The sequence below is a fragment of the Pseudomonas sp. CFBP 13719 genome, assembly GCF_014842095.1.
In the GTDB taxonomy this organism is placed as follows: Bacteria; Pseudomonadota; Gammaproteobacteria; order Pseudomonadales; family Pseudomonadaceae; genus Aquipseudomonas.
In genome coordinates this window covers 56,310-72,397 of record NZ_JACYVB010000009.1, presented here as the reverse complement: position 1 = coordinate 72,397, position 16,088 = coordinate 56,310, and the positions used below count along the sequence as shown (strand labels likewise).

Genomic DNA, 16,088 nt, shown 5'->3' with positions numbered 1-16,088 from the left:
CTTGTTCAGTGGCCATGGCAATCGGATCACACGCCGCGCCGCGCGGGCTGGAAGGGCACACCGTTTCCAAGCAATGGAGAAAATGCCGATGTCCGATATCGATCTGCGCCTGCGCGAAGACGTGCACCTGCTTGGCGAATTGCTGGGCAATACCATCCGCGAGCAGTACGGCGAGGCTTTTCTGGAAAAGATCGAGCGCATACGGCGTGGCGCCAAGGCGGACCGTCGGGCTGATCCGGCCGGTGACGCGGTCAGTGCCGAACTGCGCTCCAGCCTGGACGACCTCGGCGAGGAAGAGCTGCTGCCCGTGGCCCGTGCCTTCAACCAGTTCCTCAACCTGGCCAACATCTGCGAACAGTACCAGCTGATCCGCCGCCGCGATGAAGGCCAGCCCGAGCCCTTCGAAAACCTTGCCCTGGACGAGCTGCTGGGTCGGTTGAAAAGCGCCGGGCACAGCCCCGAAGCGTTGGCGCAGCAGTTGCTGGCACTGGATATCGAACTGGTGTTGACCGCCCACCCCACCGAAGTCGCTCGCCGTACCTTGATCCAGAAATACGACGCCATCGCCGCCCAGTTGGCCTTGCATGACCACCGCGACCTCACCGCCGCCGAGCGCAACGCGGTGCGGGAGCGCCTGCAGCGGTTGATCGCCGAGGCTTGGCACACCGAGGAGATCCGTCGCACCCGACCCACGCCTGTGGATGAAGCCAAGTGGGGTTTCGCGGTCATCGAGAATTCGCTGTGGCACGCGGTGCCCAACCACCTGCGCAAGGTCGACGCGGCGTTGCAGGCCGCCACCGGCCAACGCCTGCCCTTGAGCGCTGCGCCCATACGCTTCGCTTCGTGGATGGGCGGCGATCGCGACGGCAACCCGAACGTGACAGCCAAGGTGACCCGCGAAGTGCTGCTGCTGGCGCGCTGGATGGCGGCCGACCTGTTCCTGCGCGATGTCGATCAACTGGCCGCCGATCTGTCGATGCAGCAGGCCAGTGCGCCGCTTATGGCCCAAGCGTCCGACAGCCGCGAACCCTATCGCGCCGTGCTCAAGCAGCTGCGCGAACGCCTGCGGGCCACGCGCAACTGGGCCCATGCGTCGCTGCCGGGCGATCAGCCCGGCGATGACCAGGTGCTGCAGCACAATCGCGAGCTGATCGAGCCGTTGCAGCTGTGCTTCGACTCGCTGCACGCTTGCGGCACGGGCGTGATCGCCGATGGACCGCTGCTGGACTGCCTGCGCCGCGCCGTGACCTTCGGCCTGTTTCTGGTGCGCCTCGATGTGCGTCAGGATTCGACCCGCCATCGCGGGGCGTTGAGTGAAATCACCGAGTACCTGGGGCTGGGTCGCTATGACGACTGGGACGAGGACGCGCGGATCGAATTCCTCGTGCGCGAGCTCGCCAATCGCCGGCCGCTGCTGCCCACCTGCTTCGCACCCAGCGAAGACACCGCCGAAGTACTGGCCACCTGCCGCGAGGTGGCGGCGGCGCCGGCTGCGTCACTGGGCTCCTACGTGATCTCCATGGCGGGCGCCGCCTCCGACGTGCTGGCGGTGCAGCTTCTGCTCAAGGAGTCCGGGCTGCGCCGATCGATGCGCGTGGTGCCGCTGTTCGAAACCCTGGCCGACCTCGACAACGCTGGCCCGGTGCTTGAGCGCCTGCTGCAGCTGCCCGACTACCGCAGCTCGCTGCAGGGGCCGCAGGAGGTGATGATCGGCTACTCCGATTCGGCCAAGGATGCCGGGACCACCGCGGCAGCGTGGGCGCAGTACCGGGCCCAGGAAACGCTGGTGAACATCTGCCAGGCACACGGCGTCGAGCTGTTGCTGTTCCATGGTCGCGGCGGCACCGTAGGCCGCGGTGGCGGTCCGGCCCACGCGGCCATTCTGTCGCAGCCACCGGGTTCGGTGGCAGGGCGCTTCCGCACCACCGAACAGGGCGAAATGATCCGCTTCAAGTTCGGCCTGCCGGACATCGCCGAGCAAAACCTCAACCTGTATGTCGCCGCCGTGCTGGAAGCCACCGTGCTGCCGCCGCCACTGCCCGAGCCTGCCTGGCGCAGCGTGATGGACGAGCTCGCGGAACAGGGCGTCAAGGCTTATCGGCAGGTGGTGCGTGAGAACCCGCACTTCGTCGAGTACTTCCGCCAGGCCACGCCCGAACAGGAGCTCGGTCGTTTGCCTCTGGGCAGCCGTCCGGCCAAGCGCCGGCAGGGCGGGATCGAAAGCCTGCGCGCCATTCCATGGATCTTCGGCTGGACCCAGACGCGGCTGATGCTGCCCGCCTGGCTGGGCTGGGAGACCGCCCTCGGCGCAGCGCTGGCGAGTGGCCAGGCCGAGCAACTGACTTCGATGCGCGCCCACTGGCCGTTCTTCCGCACGCGTATCGACATGCTCGAGATGGTGTTGGCCAAGGCCGATGCCGAGATTGCCGCGCTGTATGACGTGCGTCTGGTCGAACCCGACCTGCAGCCATTGGGCGCGGAACTGCGCGACCTATTGTCGCAGTGTTGCGCGGCCGTGCTGGGCCTCACCGGGCAGACCCACCTGCTCGCCCACAGCCCGACAACGCTGGAGTTCTTCAGCCTGCGCAACACCTATCTGGATCCGCTGCATCAGCTGCAGGCCGAGCTGCTGAAACGCTCGCGCGCCCGCGAAGCGGCGCTGGACAGCCCGCTGGAACAGGCCCTGCTGGTCACCGTGGCAGGCATCGCTGCCGGGTTGCGCAATACCGGTTGAGACAGGCGGTCGATCGGTGCAGCCGGGCAGCCACCAGCCCGGGTGCAACCGATTGACGGTAATACCCGGTACAACCCCTGCAGGACACCGTCCCCGGGGGCGGGTGCCTGCGACTTTCGGTGGCTTGTGTGCCCCGTGCCCGCTGTGTATCTTGATCAGCCTTTGGCCGTCTTGCGGCCATCATTTTTTTTGGGAAGGGCTTCTGCCGTCAGCGCGGCCGGAGCAGATTCGACGACTATCTATAAAAATCGAGAGGAGCACATCGATGCGCGTGATTCTGCTGGGAGCTCCCGGGGCCGGTAAAGGTACTCAGGCAAAATTCATCACCGAAAAATTCGGTATCCCGCAAATTTCCACGGGCGACATGCTCCGTGCTGCCGTCAAGGCCGGTAGCGAACTGGGTGTGCTGGCCAAGAGCGTCATGGACAGCGGCGGCCTGGTGTCCGACGACCTGATCATCGCCCTGGTCAAGGAGCGCATCGCTCAGCCCGATTGTGCCAACGGCTTCCTCTTCGATGGCTTCCCGCGCACCATTCCCCAGGCCGAAGCCCTGGTCACCAATGGCGTTGAGCTCGACCACGTTCTGGAAATCGCCGTCGACGACGAAGAGATCGTTCAGCGTATTGCCGGTCGTCGTGTTCATGAGGCATCGGGTCGCGTCTATCACACCGTCTACAATCCACCGCGCGAAGCGGGCAAGGATGACGAGACCGGTGAGGCGCTGGTGCAGCGCAAGGACGACACCGAGGAAACCGTGCGTCATCGCCTCTCGGTCTACCACTCGCAGACCAAGCCGCTGGTGGCGTTCTACAACGAACTGGCGGCTACCCATGGCAAGCCCAAGTGCAGCCATGTCGAAGGCGTCGGTTCGGTTGCCGACATCACCGCCAAGGTGCTTGCCGCACTGAGCTGAGTGTTGGTATCGACACACCGGGTATCCACACACCGGTGGTCGACCATTGCCTTGTCATGAACGGCCCGCTTGCGGGCCGTAGTTGTCTATAATCGCCTTTTCCCACCTTGCCTGGACCCTTTCGATGACCACCCTGCTGGCCCTGGACACTGCCACTGAAGCCTGCTCCGTTGCGTTGCTGCACGATGGCAAGGTGTCGAGCCACTATGAAGTGATCCCGCGCCTTCACGCGCAGAAGCTGCTGCCCATGATCAAAACCTTGCTGGCGGAAGCGGGCGTAGCGCTGACGGCCGTCGATGCAATTGCCTTCGGACGCGGCCCGGGCGCGTTCACCGGGGTACGCATCGCGGTAGGGGTGGTCCAGGGCCTGGCGTTCGGCCTGGATCGTCCTGTGTTGCCAGTGTCCAACCTGGCCCTGCTGGCCCAGCGCGCGTGGCGCGAGCACGGCGCCGGCCAGGTAGCGGCTGCCATCGACGCGCGCATGGACGAGGTGTACTGGGGTTGCTATCAAGAGCGCGCCGGGGAAATGCGCCTGCAGGGCGAGGAAGGCGTATTCGCGCCCGAACGGGCTCAGCTCCCGGCCCAGGCTTCTGGCGAGTGGTTTGGCGCGGGCACCGGCTGGACCTATGCCGAGCGGATCGCTGTGGCCACTGTGGGGCGTGACGCCGATCTGCTGCCCCACGCACAGGACCTGCTCGAACTTGCCCGGTTTGCCTGGGCGCGTGGCGAAGGCTTGCCCGCCGATGGCGCCCAACCGGTGTATCTGCGCGACAACGTTGCTACACCGAAAAAGTCGCCGTTGTAGTACGCTTCGTCGGCGTTCAAGCCTGTAGTGCGCATTTCATCGGCATAATCTGCTCTTGAGATAAAACTTTGCCGCAATGTGTGGTCTAGTGATCACCTGGGTCGCTGCACAACGCTAACGCTGCGGCGGCTTCTTACGACGATCGAGTGAACCTGATGCGTATCGATGGTGTTTCCTCCCAGCCTTATCCAATCAAGCGCAAGCCGCTTGCGGACAAGGCGCGGGTGCAGGAAACCGTCGACGATATCGAGGGTGAGTTCGAGGTTCCTGCGCAGCCTACGCCCCAGCGCTCCCGTGCGCGCGGCACCAGCGTGCCGGCCCGTCAGCAGGACATGATCTTTCCCCGTTCGATGAGCCGCCGTGCGGCTGACGCGCTGGGCATGTACCTGAGCACCCAGGGTTTCGTCGAATGGGACAATGAGGTGCTGGGTCTGGATGTGCATATCTGACTGTGCCCAGCCTGCCTTATTTCATCGGCTGCCCGTCGTGGAGCGAAAACGCCTGGCGCGGTGATCTCTATCCGCACGACGCGCGTCCGCCCGATTTTCTTGCCCTCTATGCTCAGCAGTTCAACGCCGTGGAAGGCAATACCACGTTCTACGCACGGCCGGCGCCCAATACCGTGGAACGCTGGGCTGCGAGCATGCCGTCCGATTTTCGCTTCACGGCCAAATTGCCACGTGACATCAGCCATGGCGGCGATCTGCGCGAGCACCTGGGCGCGGCTGAGGATTTTTGCCGCCTGCTCGCGCCGCTGGGCGATCGGGTGGCGCCCTTGTGGTTGCAGTTGCCAGCGTCTTTCACGCCTTGGCGTCTGCCGGAGTTGATCGACTTCATCGACGTCCTGCAGCGGCCCATCGCCGTGGAGGTACGTCATGGCGCGTTCTTCGCCCGCGGTGACGAGGAGCGGTTGCTCAACAATCTGCTGCGCGAACGCAATGTCGAGCGTATCTGCCTGGATCCGCGCGCCCTGTTCAGCTGTGTTTCGAACGCCCCCGCCGTGCTTCACGCCCAGTCCAAGAAGCCGCGAGTGCCACCGCGCCCAGCGGCGTTCAGCCATAGCCCGCAGGTGCGCTTCATTGGCCACCCAGAGCTGCAGGCGAACGAGCCTTTTCTGACCCCCTGGGTGGAGAAGATCGCCGGTTGGATCGAAGAAGGGCGTACCCCTTACATTTTTCTGCACACCGCCGACAACCTGCTCGCGCCCGCCCTGGCCCGGCGCTTCCACGAGCGTCTGATGGAACGTTTGCCAGGCCTGCCAGCCTTAAAAGAACTGCCCGGGGAGCCACAGACGGCGCAACTCGGCCTGCTCTGATCGCGTTTTCCCGGACGCTTCGGCCAGTTACGCCGAACAGGAGCCCGTGTGCCGAGATTGCTGATCATTCTGCTGCTGTTCGCGGCCGCGCCCGTTGCCGTGTGGCGAGGCTGGATCGAAGTGCCCGCTCGTTGGAATCCCTGGGCTGCGCTGGATATCGCCGAACCGGTGAATTTCCTTACCCGCTACAAGCTCGGCAAATTACAGAACGATCCACAGCTGTGTGTGCAGGCGCTGGCGACTTCCACCGTGCGCTATAGCGTTCAGGCCGACAGCCCGGCGGATGCCAAGTGCCCGTTGGTAAACGTATTGCGTGTGCAGGGCAGCGAGGTCAGATTGAGCAGCAGTTTCCTCGCAACCTGCCCGGTGGTGGTGGCGTTCGCCATGTTCGAGCGCCAGGCCCTGCAGCCGGCAGCGCAGGCGACGTTCGGCCAGGCGGTAACCCAGGTTGATCACTTGGGCAGCTTTGCCTGCCGCAATGTCTATGGTCGCAGTGAAGGACGTCTGAGCCAGCATGCCAGTGCCAACGCGCTGGACATTGCCGGGTTTCGTCTGGCCGACGGACGTCGTATCAACGTGCTCAAGGATTGGCCTGGCGACAGCGCCAACGCGCGCTTCCTGCGTCAGGTACGCGACGGCGCCTGCCAGCATTTCAATACTGTGCTCGGCCCCGAGTACAACGCCGCCCACCGCAACCATTTCCACCTCGACATGGGCCGCTGGAGCGTGTGCCGCTGATCCATTTCCCAGCCACCGCGGTGTACCCGGACGCGGCTCGCGCCGCTGCTACAGGGCCAGGGAGTGGATGTACGGCTGACGCGGCTTGCGCCGCTGCTACAGGTGTAAGGGCTGGATGGACGGCGGGCGCGGGTTGCCGGTTTGGGACTCTGTAGCAGCGGCGCGAGCCGCGTCGGCGGTGCACGCGGGGTACCTGGAAGGACTCGGTCGGCGCTCAGGCAGCCTGGCGAATGTTGTTCAGCACGGCGGGGCGCATCCAGCTCAGGTCCAGCTCCAACGCATGGCATTGTTCACTGATGGTTTCCTGCGCCAGCGGTACCGGCGTCTGCGCCAACTGCCAGTCGAATTCGGCGATCGGCAGGCGCAGCGCACGAGGCAGCGGCCCCGGGCCCGGCTGCGTGCTCTGGTCACCCTGGTTCAACACCAGCGGACGAACCCAGCGGCTGTCGAACGCCAGGTGCGCCTGTTGGGCCAGCACATCTTCCTCGGACAGCGGCGCCGAGGGTTTGTCCAGCAACGTCAGCTCCAGTTCGGCCTTCGGCAGAAACAACGGCTCGGGAGGTTTCACTTCAGTGTCGCGAACATCGCACAGGCGCTGCAGAAGAATATGCGCCAGGATCTCGCTGCCGGCACTGGGCTCGGCCGCCGATGCAGTGTCTGCCGCTGCGTGCGCCTGCCCTTGCACTTGCCCGTCGCGGTGCTCGGTCAGTGCCTGGGCGAAGAAGTCCTGCCACAGCGCACTTGCAGCACCCAGGGTCTGGATGTTGTGCTGGCTGAAGTCGCCGATGGGCGAAATGTAACCTGGCGCTGTGGAATTGATGACGGACATGGCACTCGGCACGCTTGGGCTCTGGCAAAATGCCTGGCAAAGTTCTTATCGGCGGCACGCGCCGATCTTTTAGCCTTTCGATACAGGAATCTTCAGTGGAGCAGCAAGCCGGTGGTCGCATCCAGGTTCAGGCACAGAACGATGCCTGCGAACCGCAAGCCGAAGAATGGGCGCAACGCCTGCATCTGCCTCGCCACTTGCCCGACGCCGATTTCGCTTTGCAGGTCGGCGATACCGGCCTGCAACTGCAACAACTGGGCGCGGACGCTCCGGGGCCCGTGCGAGTGGATTTCGTCGAGGGTGCCGTGGCCCATCGTCGACTCTACGGCGGTGGCAGCGGCCAGATGATCGCCAAGGCCGTTGGCGTGCAGCCTGGCGTGCGCCCGCGGGTACTGGATGCCACTGCCGGCCTTGGCAAGGACGCATTCGTGCTGGCCAGCCTGGGCTGTGAGATGAGCCTGGTAGAGCGCCAGCCGATCATCGCCGCGTTGCTCGAGGACGGACTGGCCCGTGCCCAGGGTGACCTGGAAGTAGGCGCCGTCGTTGCACGCATGCATCTGCTCAAGGGCAACTCGATCGAGGTCATGCAGCAGTGGCAGGGCGAAGCGCCTCAGGTGATCTACCTGGACCCGATGTTCCCCCACCGCGAAAAAAGCGCGCTGGTGAAGAAGGAAATGCGCCTGTTCCGGCCGCTGGTAGGCGATGACATGGACGCACCGGCCCTGCTGGCCGCCGCCCTGGCCCTGGCCAGCCACCGGGTAGTGGTCAAGCGACCGCGCAAGGCGCCGTGCATCGAGGGTTGCAAACCGAGCCATGCGCTGGAAGGCAAGTCCAGTCGCTACGATATCTACCCGAAGAAAGCGCTGAAGCCGACGTGACCAATGGACGCCGCTTGTAGGCCAAGACAACCCTCAGTGCCCGCCGAAGCGTAGGATCGGTCCTGATTTTTCCCGAGGCGGTTTTCGCCCGGTACGCTCAAATAGAATCAAGTCTCATTTGTAGTGAGGCTGTATACATGTACCGTTCTACAGGAGTTTGCACGTTGCCCCGCCGTTCGGCGCTGGGCCTGGCGTTGATCGGCTGCGCCGCAGGTGCCAATGCCCACGAAGGGCCTGAATCGATGGTGCTCGACGAGCTGAGCGTGACCGGCAAGCAGGCCGCGCCACCCTACCAGGTCCAGCGTTCGGCTTCCGCCAAATACGCCGTGCCACTGCTCGACGTGCCGCAAACGGTGACCGTCGTCCCGCGCCAGATCCTGCGCGAGCAGAATGCCCTCAGCTTGCGCCGGGCACTGTCCAATGTCTCCGGCATCTCGTTCAATGCGGGCGAGGGCGGCGGCGGATCGGGAGACAGCATCAACATCCGCGGTTTCAGCGCCAATGCCAACCTGCAGATCGACGGCCTGCGCGACTCTGCGCAGACCCGCCGCAGCGACCTGTTCAACCTGGAACAGGTCGAGGTCATCAAGGGCCCCAGCTCGGTGTTCGGCGGCGCGGGCACCACCGGCGGGTCCATCAACCTGATCACCAAGCTGCCGGTTGCCGACAGCTTCACCGAGCTGGGCGCAGGTGTCGGCACCGACCGCTATCGCCGCCTGACCCTCGACACCAACCAGCCGTTGCACGACCTGGGCGACGGCACCCTGTTTCGTCTCAATCTGATGGCCCACGAGAACCACGTCCCGGGGCGCGATCGCATCGAGCAGCAGCGCTGGGGCCTGGCGCCATCGCTGATGTTCGGGCACGGCAGCGACACGCGCCTCACGCTCAGCTATTTCCATCAGAGCGATGACAGCGTGCCCGACTACGGCGTGCCTGCCCGCGATGGCAAGCGCCTGCCGGGGGTCAAGACCAGTCACTACTACGGCTGGCGCAACCTGGACCAGGACCGCACCGACACCGACAGCCTGACTGTCAGGTACGAGCACGACCTGAACCCGGACTGGAGCGTGCAGAACCTTGCGCGCCTCAGCCAGGTAGATCGCGATGCCACCGTGTCCGCTTCCCATGTCAGGCTGGCCAAGCTTCCGGCGCTGCGTTACCTGCCGGCAGGGCCGCAAGCCTATCGACGCGACGTGCACACCCGCCTGGCCATGAACCAGACCAGCCTCACCGGCCACTTCGATACCTTCGGCCTGGGCCATACCCTGGTGGTCGGCGCGGAGCTTTCACGCGAAATCTACGACCGCAAGGCCTCGGGCTACGCCGTGGAGTCCTTCTACCCGGCCGACGGCTACGATCTGGCCAACCCACCGGGTTACTGGAGCGGGCCGAAGGTCAAGTCGCCCACCAGCGTGGCGCACAACAGCATGGACGATCGGGCGCTGTACGTGTTCGATACTCTGGCCCTGGACGAGCAGTGGGACGTCAGCCTCGGCCTGCGCTACGACCACATGCGGGCCCAGGCCAGCAATCGCTCCGCCAGCGGGGTCCGGACACGGGCAGGCTCCACGGACGGCGTGTTCAGCCAACGGGCCGGTCTGGTCTACAAGCCCACCGAGCACGGTCGCTTCTATGTGGCCTACGGCACCTCGTTCAACCCATCGGCCGAGAACCTGCTGACCTACGGCGCCGGTCTGTCCGACAGCACCCAGAGCCTGGAACCCGAGAAGGGCAAGACCTGGGAACTGGGTACCAAGTGGCAATTGCTCGATGAGCGTCTGCAGCTGGAAGCCGCGCTGTTCCGGGTGGTCAAGGACAACGTGCGCGAGCGCCTGAGCGACGGCAGCAACCTGCTTGCCGGCAAGCAGCGCGTGCAGGGGTTGGAGTTGGCAGCCACGGGCGCGTTGAGCGAGAAGTGGCATGTGTTCGCCAATTACACCCTGCAGAGCAGCGAGACACTGAAATCGCTGGCCAACCCCGAACGCGTGGGGCAGGCACTGAAAAACACGGCGCCGCGATCTTTCAATCTGTGGACCGCCTATCAGCTTCCCAGCGACATTATCCTGGCCTACGGCATCCGCCACGTCGGCAAACGCAACCTGACTTCCCAGGATCAAGTCAAACTCGATGCCTACTGGGTACACGATGCCATGCTGGGCTACCGGGCATCCGACAACCTCGAACTGCAGCTGAACCTGAGCAACCTGACCGACCAGAAGTACGTCGAGCGGGTGCGCACGGTCATCGGCAGCGATACCCGTTCCTCGGCCGTGGAGTTCGGTGACGGGCGTGCGGCGGTGCTGAGCAGCGTCTATCGGTTCTGAACACCGCCGCAAATCCGGGTTACCGCGAAGCGGCATCCATGCGGATACGCAGCGGCTGTTCATCCTTGCCATCCAGCGTCACGCCGTGATGCTGGGTGCTGACGAACAACAAGTGCCCGTCGGCTTCAACGCGGGCACTCACCGAATAGCGATGCCCCGGCTTGACCTGAGCCGGGTCGTATTCAAGTTTGAACGGCAGCGGTACCTGGCCTGTAATCGGGCCGCTCTGCCGGGCGAGGGCCATCGCAGGTGCGTCAGCCAGTGACACGTCCTGCAGGCTCACGGTCAACACTGCCGAGGGCGGCAAGGCAATGCGCTGCAGATAGAACGCCTCCCCCTCGAGCGTGGCCTTGGGTGCGGGCTGCAGGCTGCTGCAGGCGCCGATCAGGGCGCTGAGTACGATCAGTGAAAGGCGTTTCATGGTTATCTCCGTTTGCAGATTCGGCCGTCAGGCAAAAGCATAGGCAAAGACCGTCGGCGATCACAGCCCATCGGCGGCCTCATCGCTACGGTGCAGCGCAACCTGGCGGATCGACAGGCGTATTTCGGCGGGCAATACGCGTTTGGCAGCGCCTTCGGCCAGTTCTTCGAGCATGGGGTGGTGGCTTAACTTGCCTTGAGCATCGCGGCGCAGTACCCCTTGATCGAGCAGGGTCTGAATGAAGTGACGGAACAGGCTCTTGTCGAAGAATTCCGGGGCGTTCAGGCCGTGCAGGATCGACAGGCGCTGGGCCATGGTGGTGCACAGGTCTTCCAGTTCTTCGGCGCTGAGGGTGTTCTGCCCGGCATTGAGCAACAGGGCGATGGCCATGTAGAAACGCTGCAGGGTCTGCGCAATGGCACGCGACAGCAAGGTCAGCAGCACGAATTGCCGCGAACTCGGTGCGGGGCGCAGATAGACCCCGTTTTCCAGGCGCAGCAAGCCGTGTTCGACCAGCGCCTGCAACCACTGGTCGATCACGCCATCGAGCTGCTCAGGGTTCCAGCGGATGAACAGTTCGGCCTGCAGATAGGGATAAAGCGCGTGGGCGTAGCGCAGGATCTGCTCGCGAGTCATGCGCGAAGTGCTCTGGAAGAAGCTGGCCAGCAATGCGGGCAGGGCGAAAATATGCAGCACGTTGTTGCGGTAATAGGTCATCAGCACCGCGTGCTGTTCGTCCAGATACAGGATTTTGCCCAGCGCATCGCTCTGCTCGGACAGCAGCTGCATGCCCTGGACATGAGCGATCAGGCTGCGGGCGTCCCCCGTGGGCACGGTGGTATGAGGCGAGTAGGGCACCTGGCGCAGAAGGGTCAGGTACAGGTCGAGTACCCGTTCCATCGCCCCTTCGTCCAGGGCCAGCTTGCTGGTCGAGAGCAGTGCCAGTGCCACCAGGTTCACCGGGTTGATGGCCGCAGCCTCGTTCATGTGGCGAGCGACGCGGATACCCAGGCGATGCGTGGTTTCGTTCAGCCAGTCGGGCTTGAACTGCGGCGCCAGGTCTTGCTCGCGCCAGCCAGGCTGCTGCTCATCGAGAAAGGCCTGTAGCTTGATCGGCTCGCCGAAGTTGACCGCCACCTGGCCAAAGCGCTGCTTGAGTGCGCCGATGACCTTGAAGACGTCGAGAATCGATTCTTTCTTCTTCGCCGCGCCGCGCAGCTCGCCCAGGTAGGTACGGCCTTCCAGCACGCGTTCGTAGCCGATGTACACCGGTACGAAGACGATCGGGGTGCGCGAGGAACGCAGGTAGCTGCGCAGGGTGATTGCCAGCATGCCCGTCTTGGGCTGCAGCATGCGTCCGGTGCGCGAGCGGCCGCCCTCGACGAAGTACTCCACCGGAAAGCCCTTGGTGAACAGGGTGTGCAGGTATTCGTTGAACACGGCGCTGTACAGCGGATTGCCCTTGAAGGTGCGACGCATGAAAAACGCTCCGCCTCGTCGCAGCAGACTGCCGATCACAGGCATGTTGAGGTTGATGCCGGCGGCAACATGGGGTGGCGTCAGGCCGTTCTTGAACAGCAGGTAAGACAGCAGCAGATAGTCGATGTGGCTGCGATGGCACGGCACATAGATGATCTCGTTGCCGCGGGCAACGTCCTTCACCCCGTCGATATTGTTGACCTTGATGCCGTCGTAGATCTTGTTCCAGAACCAGCTGAGCACCACTTCCAGAAAGCGGATGGCGGTGTAGGTGTAGTCCGAGGCGATTTCGTTGCCGTAGTGCAACGCCCGGGCCTCGGCTTTTTCCACGGTGATGTGCTCGCGTTCGGCTTCTTCGGCAATGGCCTGGCGCACCAGCGGGTCGCGCACCAAACCCTTGACCAGATGGCGGCGATGGGAAATGTCGGGGCCGATGACCGCAGTCTTCAGGTTGCGGAAATGCACGCGCAGGATGCGCTGGGCCATGCGCACCGTTCGCTCGTGACCCTTGTTCTGCTGCACCAGTTCGGCCAGGTGGATCGGCTCGGAAAACTGCACGCGGGTCTTGCGCCCCAGAATCAGAATGCTGACCAGCTTGCGCAAGCGGCCGGTAACGGCCCAACTGTCGGCGAACAGCAGCTTCCAGGGGCTTGACTCGCTCGCGGGTGACTGACCCCAGAACACGCTCACCGGGATGATCTGCGCATCTTCGCCGGCGTTCTGTGCCAGTGCCGTGACCAGCCGCGCCAGGGTGGGCGGGGCGCCGCGCTTGTTCTGACGGCCGAGCCAATCCGGGTCCGGGGTCAGGTAGAACACCGCCGTGGGCTCCATGAGGTCGCCGATGGCCACGGGCAGCACCGGGCGGGGCAGGCCGGCCTTGCTGCATTCGCGGTCGACCACGGCAAGGTCGGCCAGGGAGGGCGATTGCAAGGCGTACAGCACGGGCCTGCTGCGATCCAGGTTCAAGGTGAACGAGGACTGGTTGATGGTTTCAGACCGAACCCACAGGTACAGCAAGCGGCGCAAGGCGCCGAACACGAGGCGGTGCAGAGGTGAGCGGGTCATAGGCCAGGGCTTGGGGGAAAACGCTATTTTACCGGCTTTTGCCGAGGTAAGTGATGCAGGGTGTCGGCGAATATCTTCGCGCGGCTACGGGCTCTTTCGCGGCCACTGGCCGCTCCTGCAGGGGTTTTGCATGGCCTGCCCGCAGCGGTCCCGAATGGTTCTGTAGGAGCGGCCAGTGGCCGCGAACAGCCGCACCGCGGTGTATCAACTGGTACGCCAGGTAATCTCTTCTTCACCGTCGTCGCTGATACGGATCCAGCGGTCGGCATGTTCTTCGCCTTCTTCTTCCACCCAGCTGCCCGGCGCGCAGCGCACCTCGACATTGAGCGCCTTGAAAGCGGCACGCGCGCAGGCCACGTCGTCATCCCAAGGCGTGGCGTCGCTCTCCAGGTACAGACTGTTCCACTTGCCCACGGCCTTGGGCAGCCAGGTGACCGGCACGTCGCCCGCCTGGCACTTCCAGGTCTGGCCTTTCTGCTGCCAGTCGCTGCAGGGGCCCAGGGCCTGGCCGAGCCAGGCGGCGATGGCCTTGTGATCGACGTCGGCGTCCTTGAGGTAAATCTCGATATCAGGTTGGCGCATGGGTAGGCTCGCTCAGTCTTGACGCACAAAATAATCGTAGCGCATGGATACCGTGACCACGAGCGGCCGCGGCTGTTCGATCACCGCGGCGCGTCGCTCGGCGCTGGCGCGCCAGCCATGGGGGGTCATCGCCAGCAAGTTGGCGCGCGATTGCGCGTCGATCAGCTTGAGCTTGAAGGTCAAGGTTTCATGGTGGGCATGCTGCATGCCCTCGGGCACCTGCGACAGGTGTTTGTCGTCGACGTAGTCGCGTACTTCGTCATACAGCTGCTCGCGCAGCTCCATCAGGTGGCCGCTGGTGGGCCCCACACGCATCAGACCGCCCCCCGGCGCCAGCAGGCGCTTGGCTTCGTCCCAGTCCAGCGGGCTGAACACGCTGGTCAGAAACTGACAGCTGGCATCGGCCAGCGGTACGCGCGCCATGCTCGCGACCAGCCAATGCACGGACGGCGCACGCTTGCAGGCGCGCTTGACCGCCTCGCGGGAGATGTCCAGGGCATACCCGTCGGCGCGCGGCAGGGCCTGGGCGATCTGTTCGGTGTAGTACCCTTCGCCGCAGCCGATGTCCAACCAGCGCCGTGGCCAGCGTTCGGCTGCAAGCTCGGCCAGGCGCTGGGCCACGGGCGCGTAGTGGCCTTCGTTGAGGAAGTCGCGGCGGGCTTCGACCATGGCCTGGTTATCGCCGGGGTCGCGGCTGTTCTTGTGCTGCACCGGCAGTAGATTCAGGTAGCCCTGGCGCGCGCGGTCGAAACGGTGGCCGCTGGGGCAGACCATGCCGTTGTCGGCATTGGCCAGCATGGCGGTACAGAGGGGGCAGGTAAGCATCAGGCGAGTAACTCGACGAGGGTCTGGTAGTAGATCTCGGTCAGCACATCGAGGTCGCTGGCCAGGATGCGTTCGTTGACCTGGTGGATCGTGGCGTTGACCGGGCCCAGCTCGACTACCTGGGTGCCGAGGGTGGCGATGAAGCGCCCATCGGAGGTACCGCCGCTGGTGGAGGCCTGGGTTTCACGGCCAGTGACGTTCTTGATGCTCGCGGCCACCGCGTCCAGCAGCGCACCTGGCTCGGTCAGGAATGGCAGGCCAGACAGCGCCCATTCCACATGCCAGTCCAGGCCATGCTTGTCGAGAATCGCGGCCACGCGCTGCTGCAGGCCTTCGACCGTGGACTCGGTGGAGAAACGGAAGTTGAACACCGCCGTCAGTTCACCGGGAATGACGTTGGTGGCGCCCGTGCCGCTGTTTAGGTTGGACACCTGGAAGCTGGTCGGTGGGAAGAACGCGTTGCCGTCGTCCCAATGCTCGGCGGCAAGCTCGGCCAGCGCCGGGGCGGCCAGATGGATCGGATTGCGGGCCAGATGAGGATACGCCACATGGCCCTGCACGCCGCGCACGGTCAAAGTCGCGCCGAGAGAGCCGCGACGGCCGTTCTTGACCACATCGCCAACCAGGGCGGTGCTCGACGGCTCGCCGACGATGCACCAGTCCAGTCGCTCGTTGCGCGCGGCCAGGCGCTCGACCACCGCCTTGGTACCGTGATGGGCCGGGCCTTCTTCATCGCTGGTGATCAAGAAGGCCACCGACCCGCGATGGTTTGGATGGTCGCCGACGAAGCGCTCGGCGGCTACCAGCATGGCGGCCAGACTGCCCTTCATGTCGGCCGCGCCGCGCCCGTGGAGCATGCCCTGCGCGTCGATCACAGCCTCGAACGGAGCGATCTGCCAGGCCTGGGTGGGGCCGGTGGGCACCACGTCGGTATGCCCGGCGAAGCACAGCACCGGACCGTCCTGGGTACCGTGAGTGGCCCAGAAGTTATCCACCTCTTCGATGCGCATCGGCTCCAGCGCAAAGCCGGCCTGCCCCAGGCGTTGCATCATCAGCTTTTGACAATCGGCGTCCAGGGGCGTGACCGAAGGGCGGCGGATCAGGTCGCAGGCGAGCTGCAGCGTGGGCGAAAGGTCGGCGGCGGCCGTCATGGAAACTCCGGAAGCAGGGGCGGGCA

At 64.6% G+C, this 16,088-nt stretch carries 14 protein-coding genes; 8 read left to right on the top strand and 6 right to left on the bottom strand.

Annotation, left to right across the window (positions count from 1 at the left end):
• Positions 1-88: 88 nt before the first annotated feature.
• The 6 genes from ppc to IFT57_RS22835 all read left to right on the top strand — a co-directional run bounded on the left by ppc (position 89) and on the right by IFT57_RS22835 (position 6,505).
• Positions 89-2,734: a phosphoenolpyruvate carboxylase gene (gene ppc, locus IFT57_RS22860; RefSeq protein WP_192152766.1), complete on the top strand. Its 2,646-nt coding sequence runs from the start codon at positions 89-91 to the stop codon at positions 2,732-2,734.
• A 265-nt stretch (positions 2,735-2,999) separates the two neighbouring features.
• Entirely contained in the window at positions 3,000-3,647 is a 648-nt protein-coding gene (gene adk, locus IFT57_RS22855) for an adenylate kinase (protein WP_192152765.1), read from the top strand.
• 124 nt (positions 3,648-3,771) lie between these two features.
• Entirely contained in the window at positions 3,772-4,452 is a 681-nt protein-coding gene (tsaB, locus tag IFT57_RS22850) for a tRNA (adenosine(37)-N6)-threonylcarbamoyltransferase complex dimerization subunit type 1 TsaB (protein ID WP_192152764.1), read from the top strand.
• Positions 4,453-4,607: 155 nt separating this feature from the next.
• A complete protein-coding gene (locus IFT57_RS22845) occupies positions 4,608-4,901 on the top strand; it encodes a hypothetical protein (protein WP_122795243.1) in 294 nt (97 codons plus the stop codon).
• Entirely contained in the window at positions 4,898-5,767 is an 870-nt protein-coding gene (locus tag IFT57_RS22840; protein ID WP_192152824.1) for a DUF72 domain-containing protein, read from the top strand. The genes IFT57_RS22845 and IFT57_RS22840 overlap by 4 nt, the downstream gene beginning before the upstream one ends.
• Before the next feature lie 48 nt (positions 5,768-5,815).
• Positions 5,816-6,505 (top strand): extensin family protein, encoded by a 690-nt coding sequence (locus IFT57_RS22835; RefSeq protein ID WP_192152763.1) that lies wholly within the window; start codon positions 5,816-5,818, stop codon positions 6,503-6,505.
• 214 nt (positions 6,506-6,719) lie between these two features.
• Here IFT57_RS22835 and IFT57_RS22830 read toward each other — a convergent pair whose 3' ends face one another.
• The gene (locus IFT57_RS22830; protein ID WP_192152762.1) at positions 6,720-7,334 is read right to left on the bottom strand and encodes an energy transducer TonB; all 615 of its coding nucleotides are present in this window, start codon (positions 7,332-7,334) and stop codon (positions 6,720-6,722) included.
• A gap of 95 nt (positions 7,335-7,429) precedes the next feature.
• Between IFT57_RS22830 and IFT57_RS22825 the strand changes: the two genes are divergently transcribed.
• Positions 7,430-8,212: a class I SAM-dependent methyltransferase gene (locus tag IFT57_RS22825; RefSeq protein ID WP_342030374.1), complete on the top strand. Its 783-nt coding sequence runs from the start codon at positions 7,430-7,432 to the stop codon at positions 8,210-8,212.
• 137 nt (positions 8,213-8,349) lie between these two features.
• Positions 8,350-10,539, top strand: coding sequence for a TonB-dependent receptor (locus tag IFT57_RS22820; RefSeq protein ID WP_192152760.1), 2,190 nt, complete (start codon positions 8,350-8,352; stop codon positions 10,537-10,539).
• Positions 10,540-10,558: 19 nt separating this feature from the next.
• On the opposite strand, the gene IFT57_RS22815 is transcribed toward IFT57_RS22820, so the two are convergent.
• The 5 genes from IFT57_RS22815 to dapE all read right to left on the bottom strand — a co-directional run bounded on the left by IFT57_RS22815 (position 10,559) and on the right by dapE (position 16,062).
• On the bottom strand, positions 10,559-10,960 hold the full coding sequence (locus IFT57_RS22815) for a YbaY family lipoprotein (protein WP_192152759.1): 402 nt from the start codon (positions 10,958-10,960) through the stop codon (positions 10,559-10,561).
• 60 nt (positions 10,961-11,020) lie between these two features.
• Positions 11,021-13,504, bottom strand: coding sequence for a glycerol-3-phosphate 1-O-acyltransferase PlsB (gene plsB / locus IFT57_RS22810; protein WP_192152758.1), 2,484 nt, complete (start codon positions 13,502-13,504; stop codon positions 11,021-11,023).
• Positions 13,505-13,708: 204 nt separating this feature from the next.
• Entirely contained in the window at positions 13,709-14,086 is a 378-nt protein-coding gene (locus IFT57_RS22805; protein ID WP_192152757.1) for a hypothetical protein, read from the bottom strand.
• A gap of 12 nt (positions 14,087-14,098) precedes the next feature.
• Positions 14,099-14,911, bottom strand: a complete 813-nt coding sequence (locus IFT57_RS22800; protein ID WP_192152756.1) for a putative RNA methyltransferase — start codon at positions 14,909-14,911, stop codon at positions 14,099-14,101.
• Positions 14,911-16,062, bottom strand: coding sequence for a succinyl-diaminopimelate desuccinylase (dapE, locus tag IFT57_RS22795; protein WP_192152755.1), 1,152 nt, complete (start codon positions 16,060-16,062; stop codon positions 14,911-14,913). Before dapE ends, IFT57_RS22800 begins: the two co-directional genes overlap by 1 nt.
• Positions 16,063-16,088 lie beyond the last annotated feature (26 nt).

Coding starts and splice junctions, on each gene's coding strand:
- ppc (WP_192152766.1), top strand. CDS start 89: ATGTCCGATATCGATCTGCGCCTGCGCGAAGACGTGCACCTGCTTGGC.
- adk (WP_192152765.1), top strand. CDS start 3,000: ATGCGCGTGATTCTGCTGGGAGCTCCCGGGGCCGGTAAAGGTACTCAG.
- tsaB (WP_192152764.1), top strand. CDS start 3,772: ATGACCACCCTGCTGGCCCTGGACACTGCCACTGAAGCCTGCTCCGTT.
- IFT57_RS22845 (WP_122795243.1), top strand. CDS start 4,608: ATGCGTATCGATGGTGTTTCCTCCCAGCCTTATCCAATCAAGCGCAAG.
- IFT57_RS22830 (WP_192152762.1), bottom strand. CDS start 7,334: ATGTCCGTCATCAATTCCACAGCGCCAGGTTACATTTCGCCCATCGGC.
- IFT57_RS22820 (WP_192152760.1), top strand. CDS start 8,350: ATGTACCGTTCTACAGGAGTTTGCACGTTGCCCCGCCGTTCGGCGCTG.
- IFT57_RS22815 (WP_192152759.1), bottom strand. CDS start 10,960: ATGAAACGCCTTTCACTGATCGTACTCAGCGCCCTGATCGGCGCCTGC.
- plsB (WP_192152758.1), bottom strand. CDS start 13,504: ATGACCCGCTCACCTCTGCACCGCCTCGTGTTCGGCGCCTTGCGCCGC.
- IFT57_RS22805 (WP_192152757.1), bottom strand. CDS start 14,086: ATGCGCCAACCTGATATCGAGATTTACCTCAAGGACGCCGACGTCGAT.
- IFT57_RS22800 (WP_192152756.1), bottom strand. CDS start 14,911: ATGCTTACCTGCCCCCTCTGTACCGCCATGCTGGCCAATGCCGACAAC.
- dapE (WP_192152755.1), bottom strand. CDS start 16,062: ATGACGGCCGCCGCCGACCTTTCGCCCACGCTGCAGCTCGCCTGCGAC.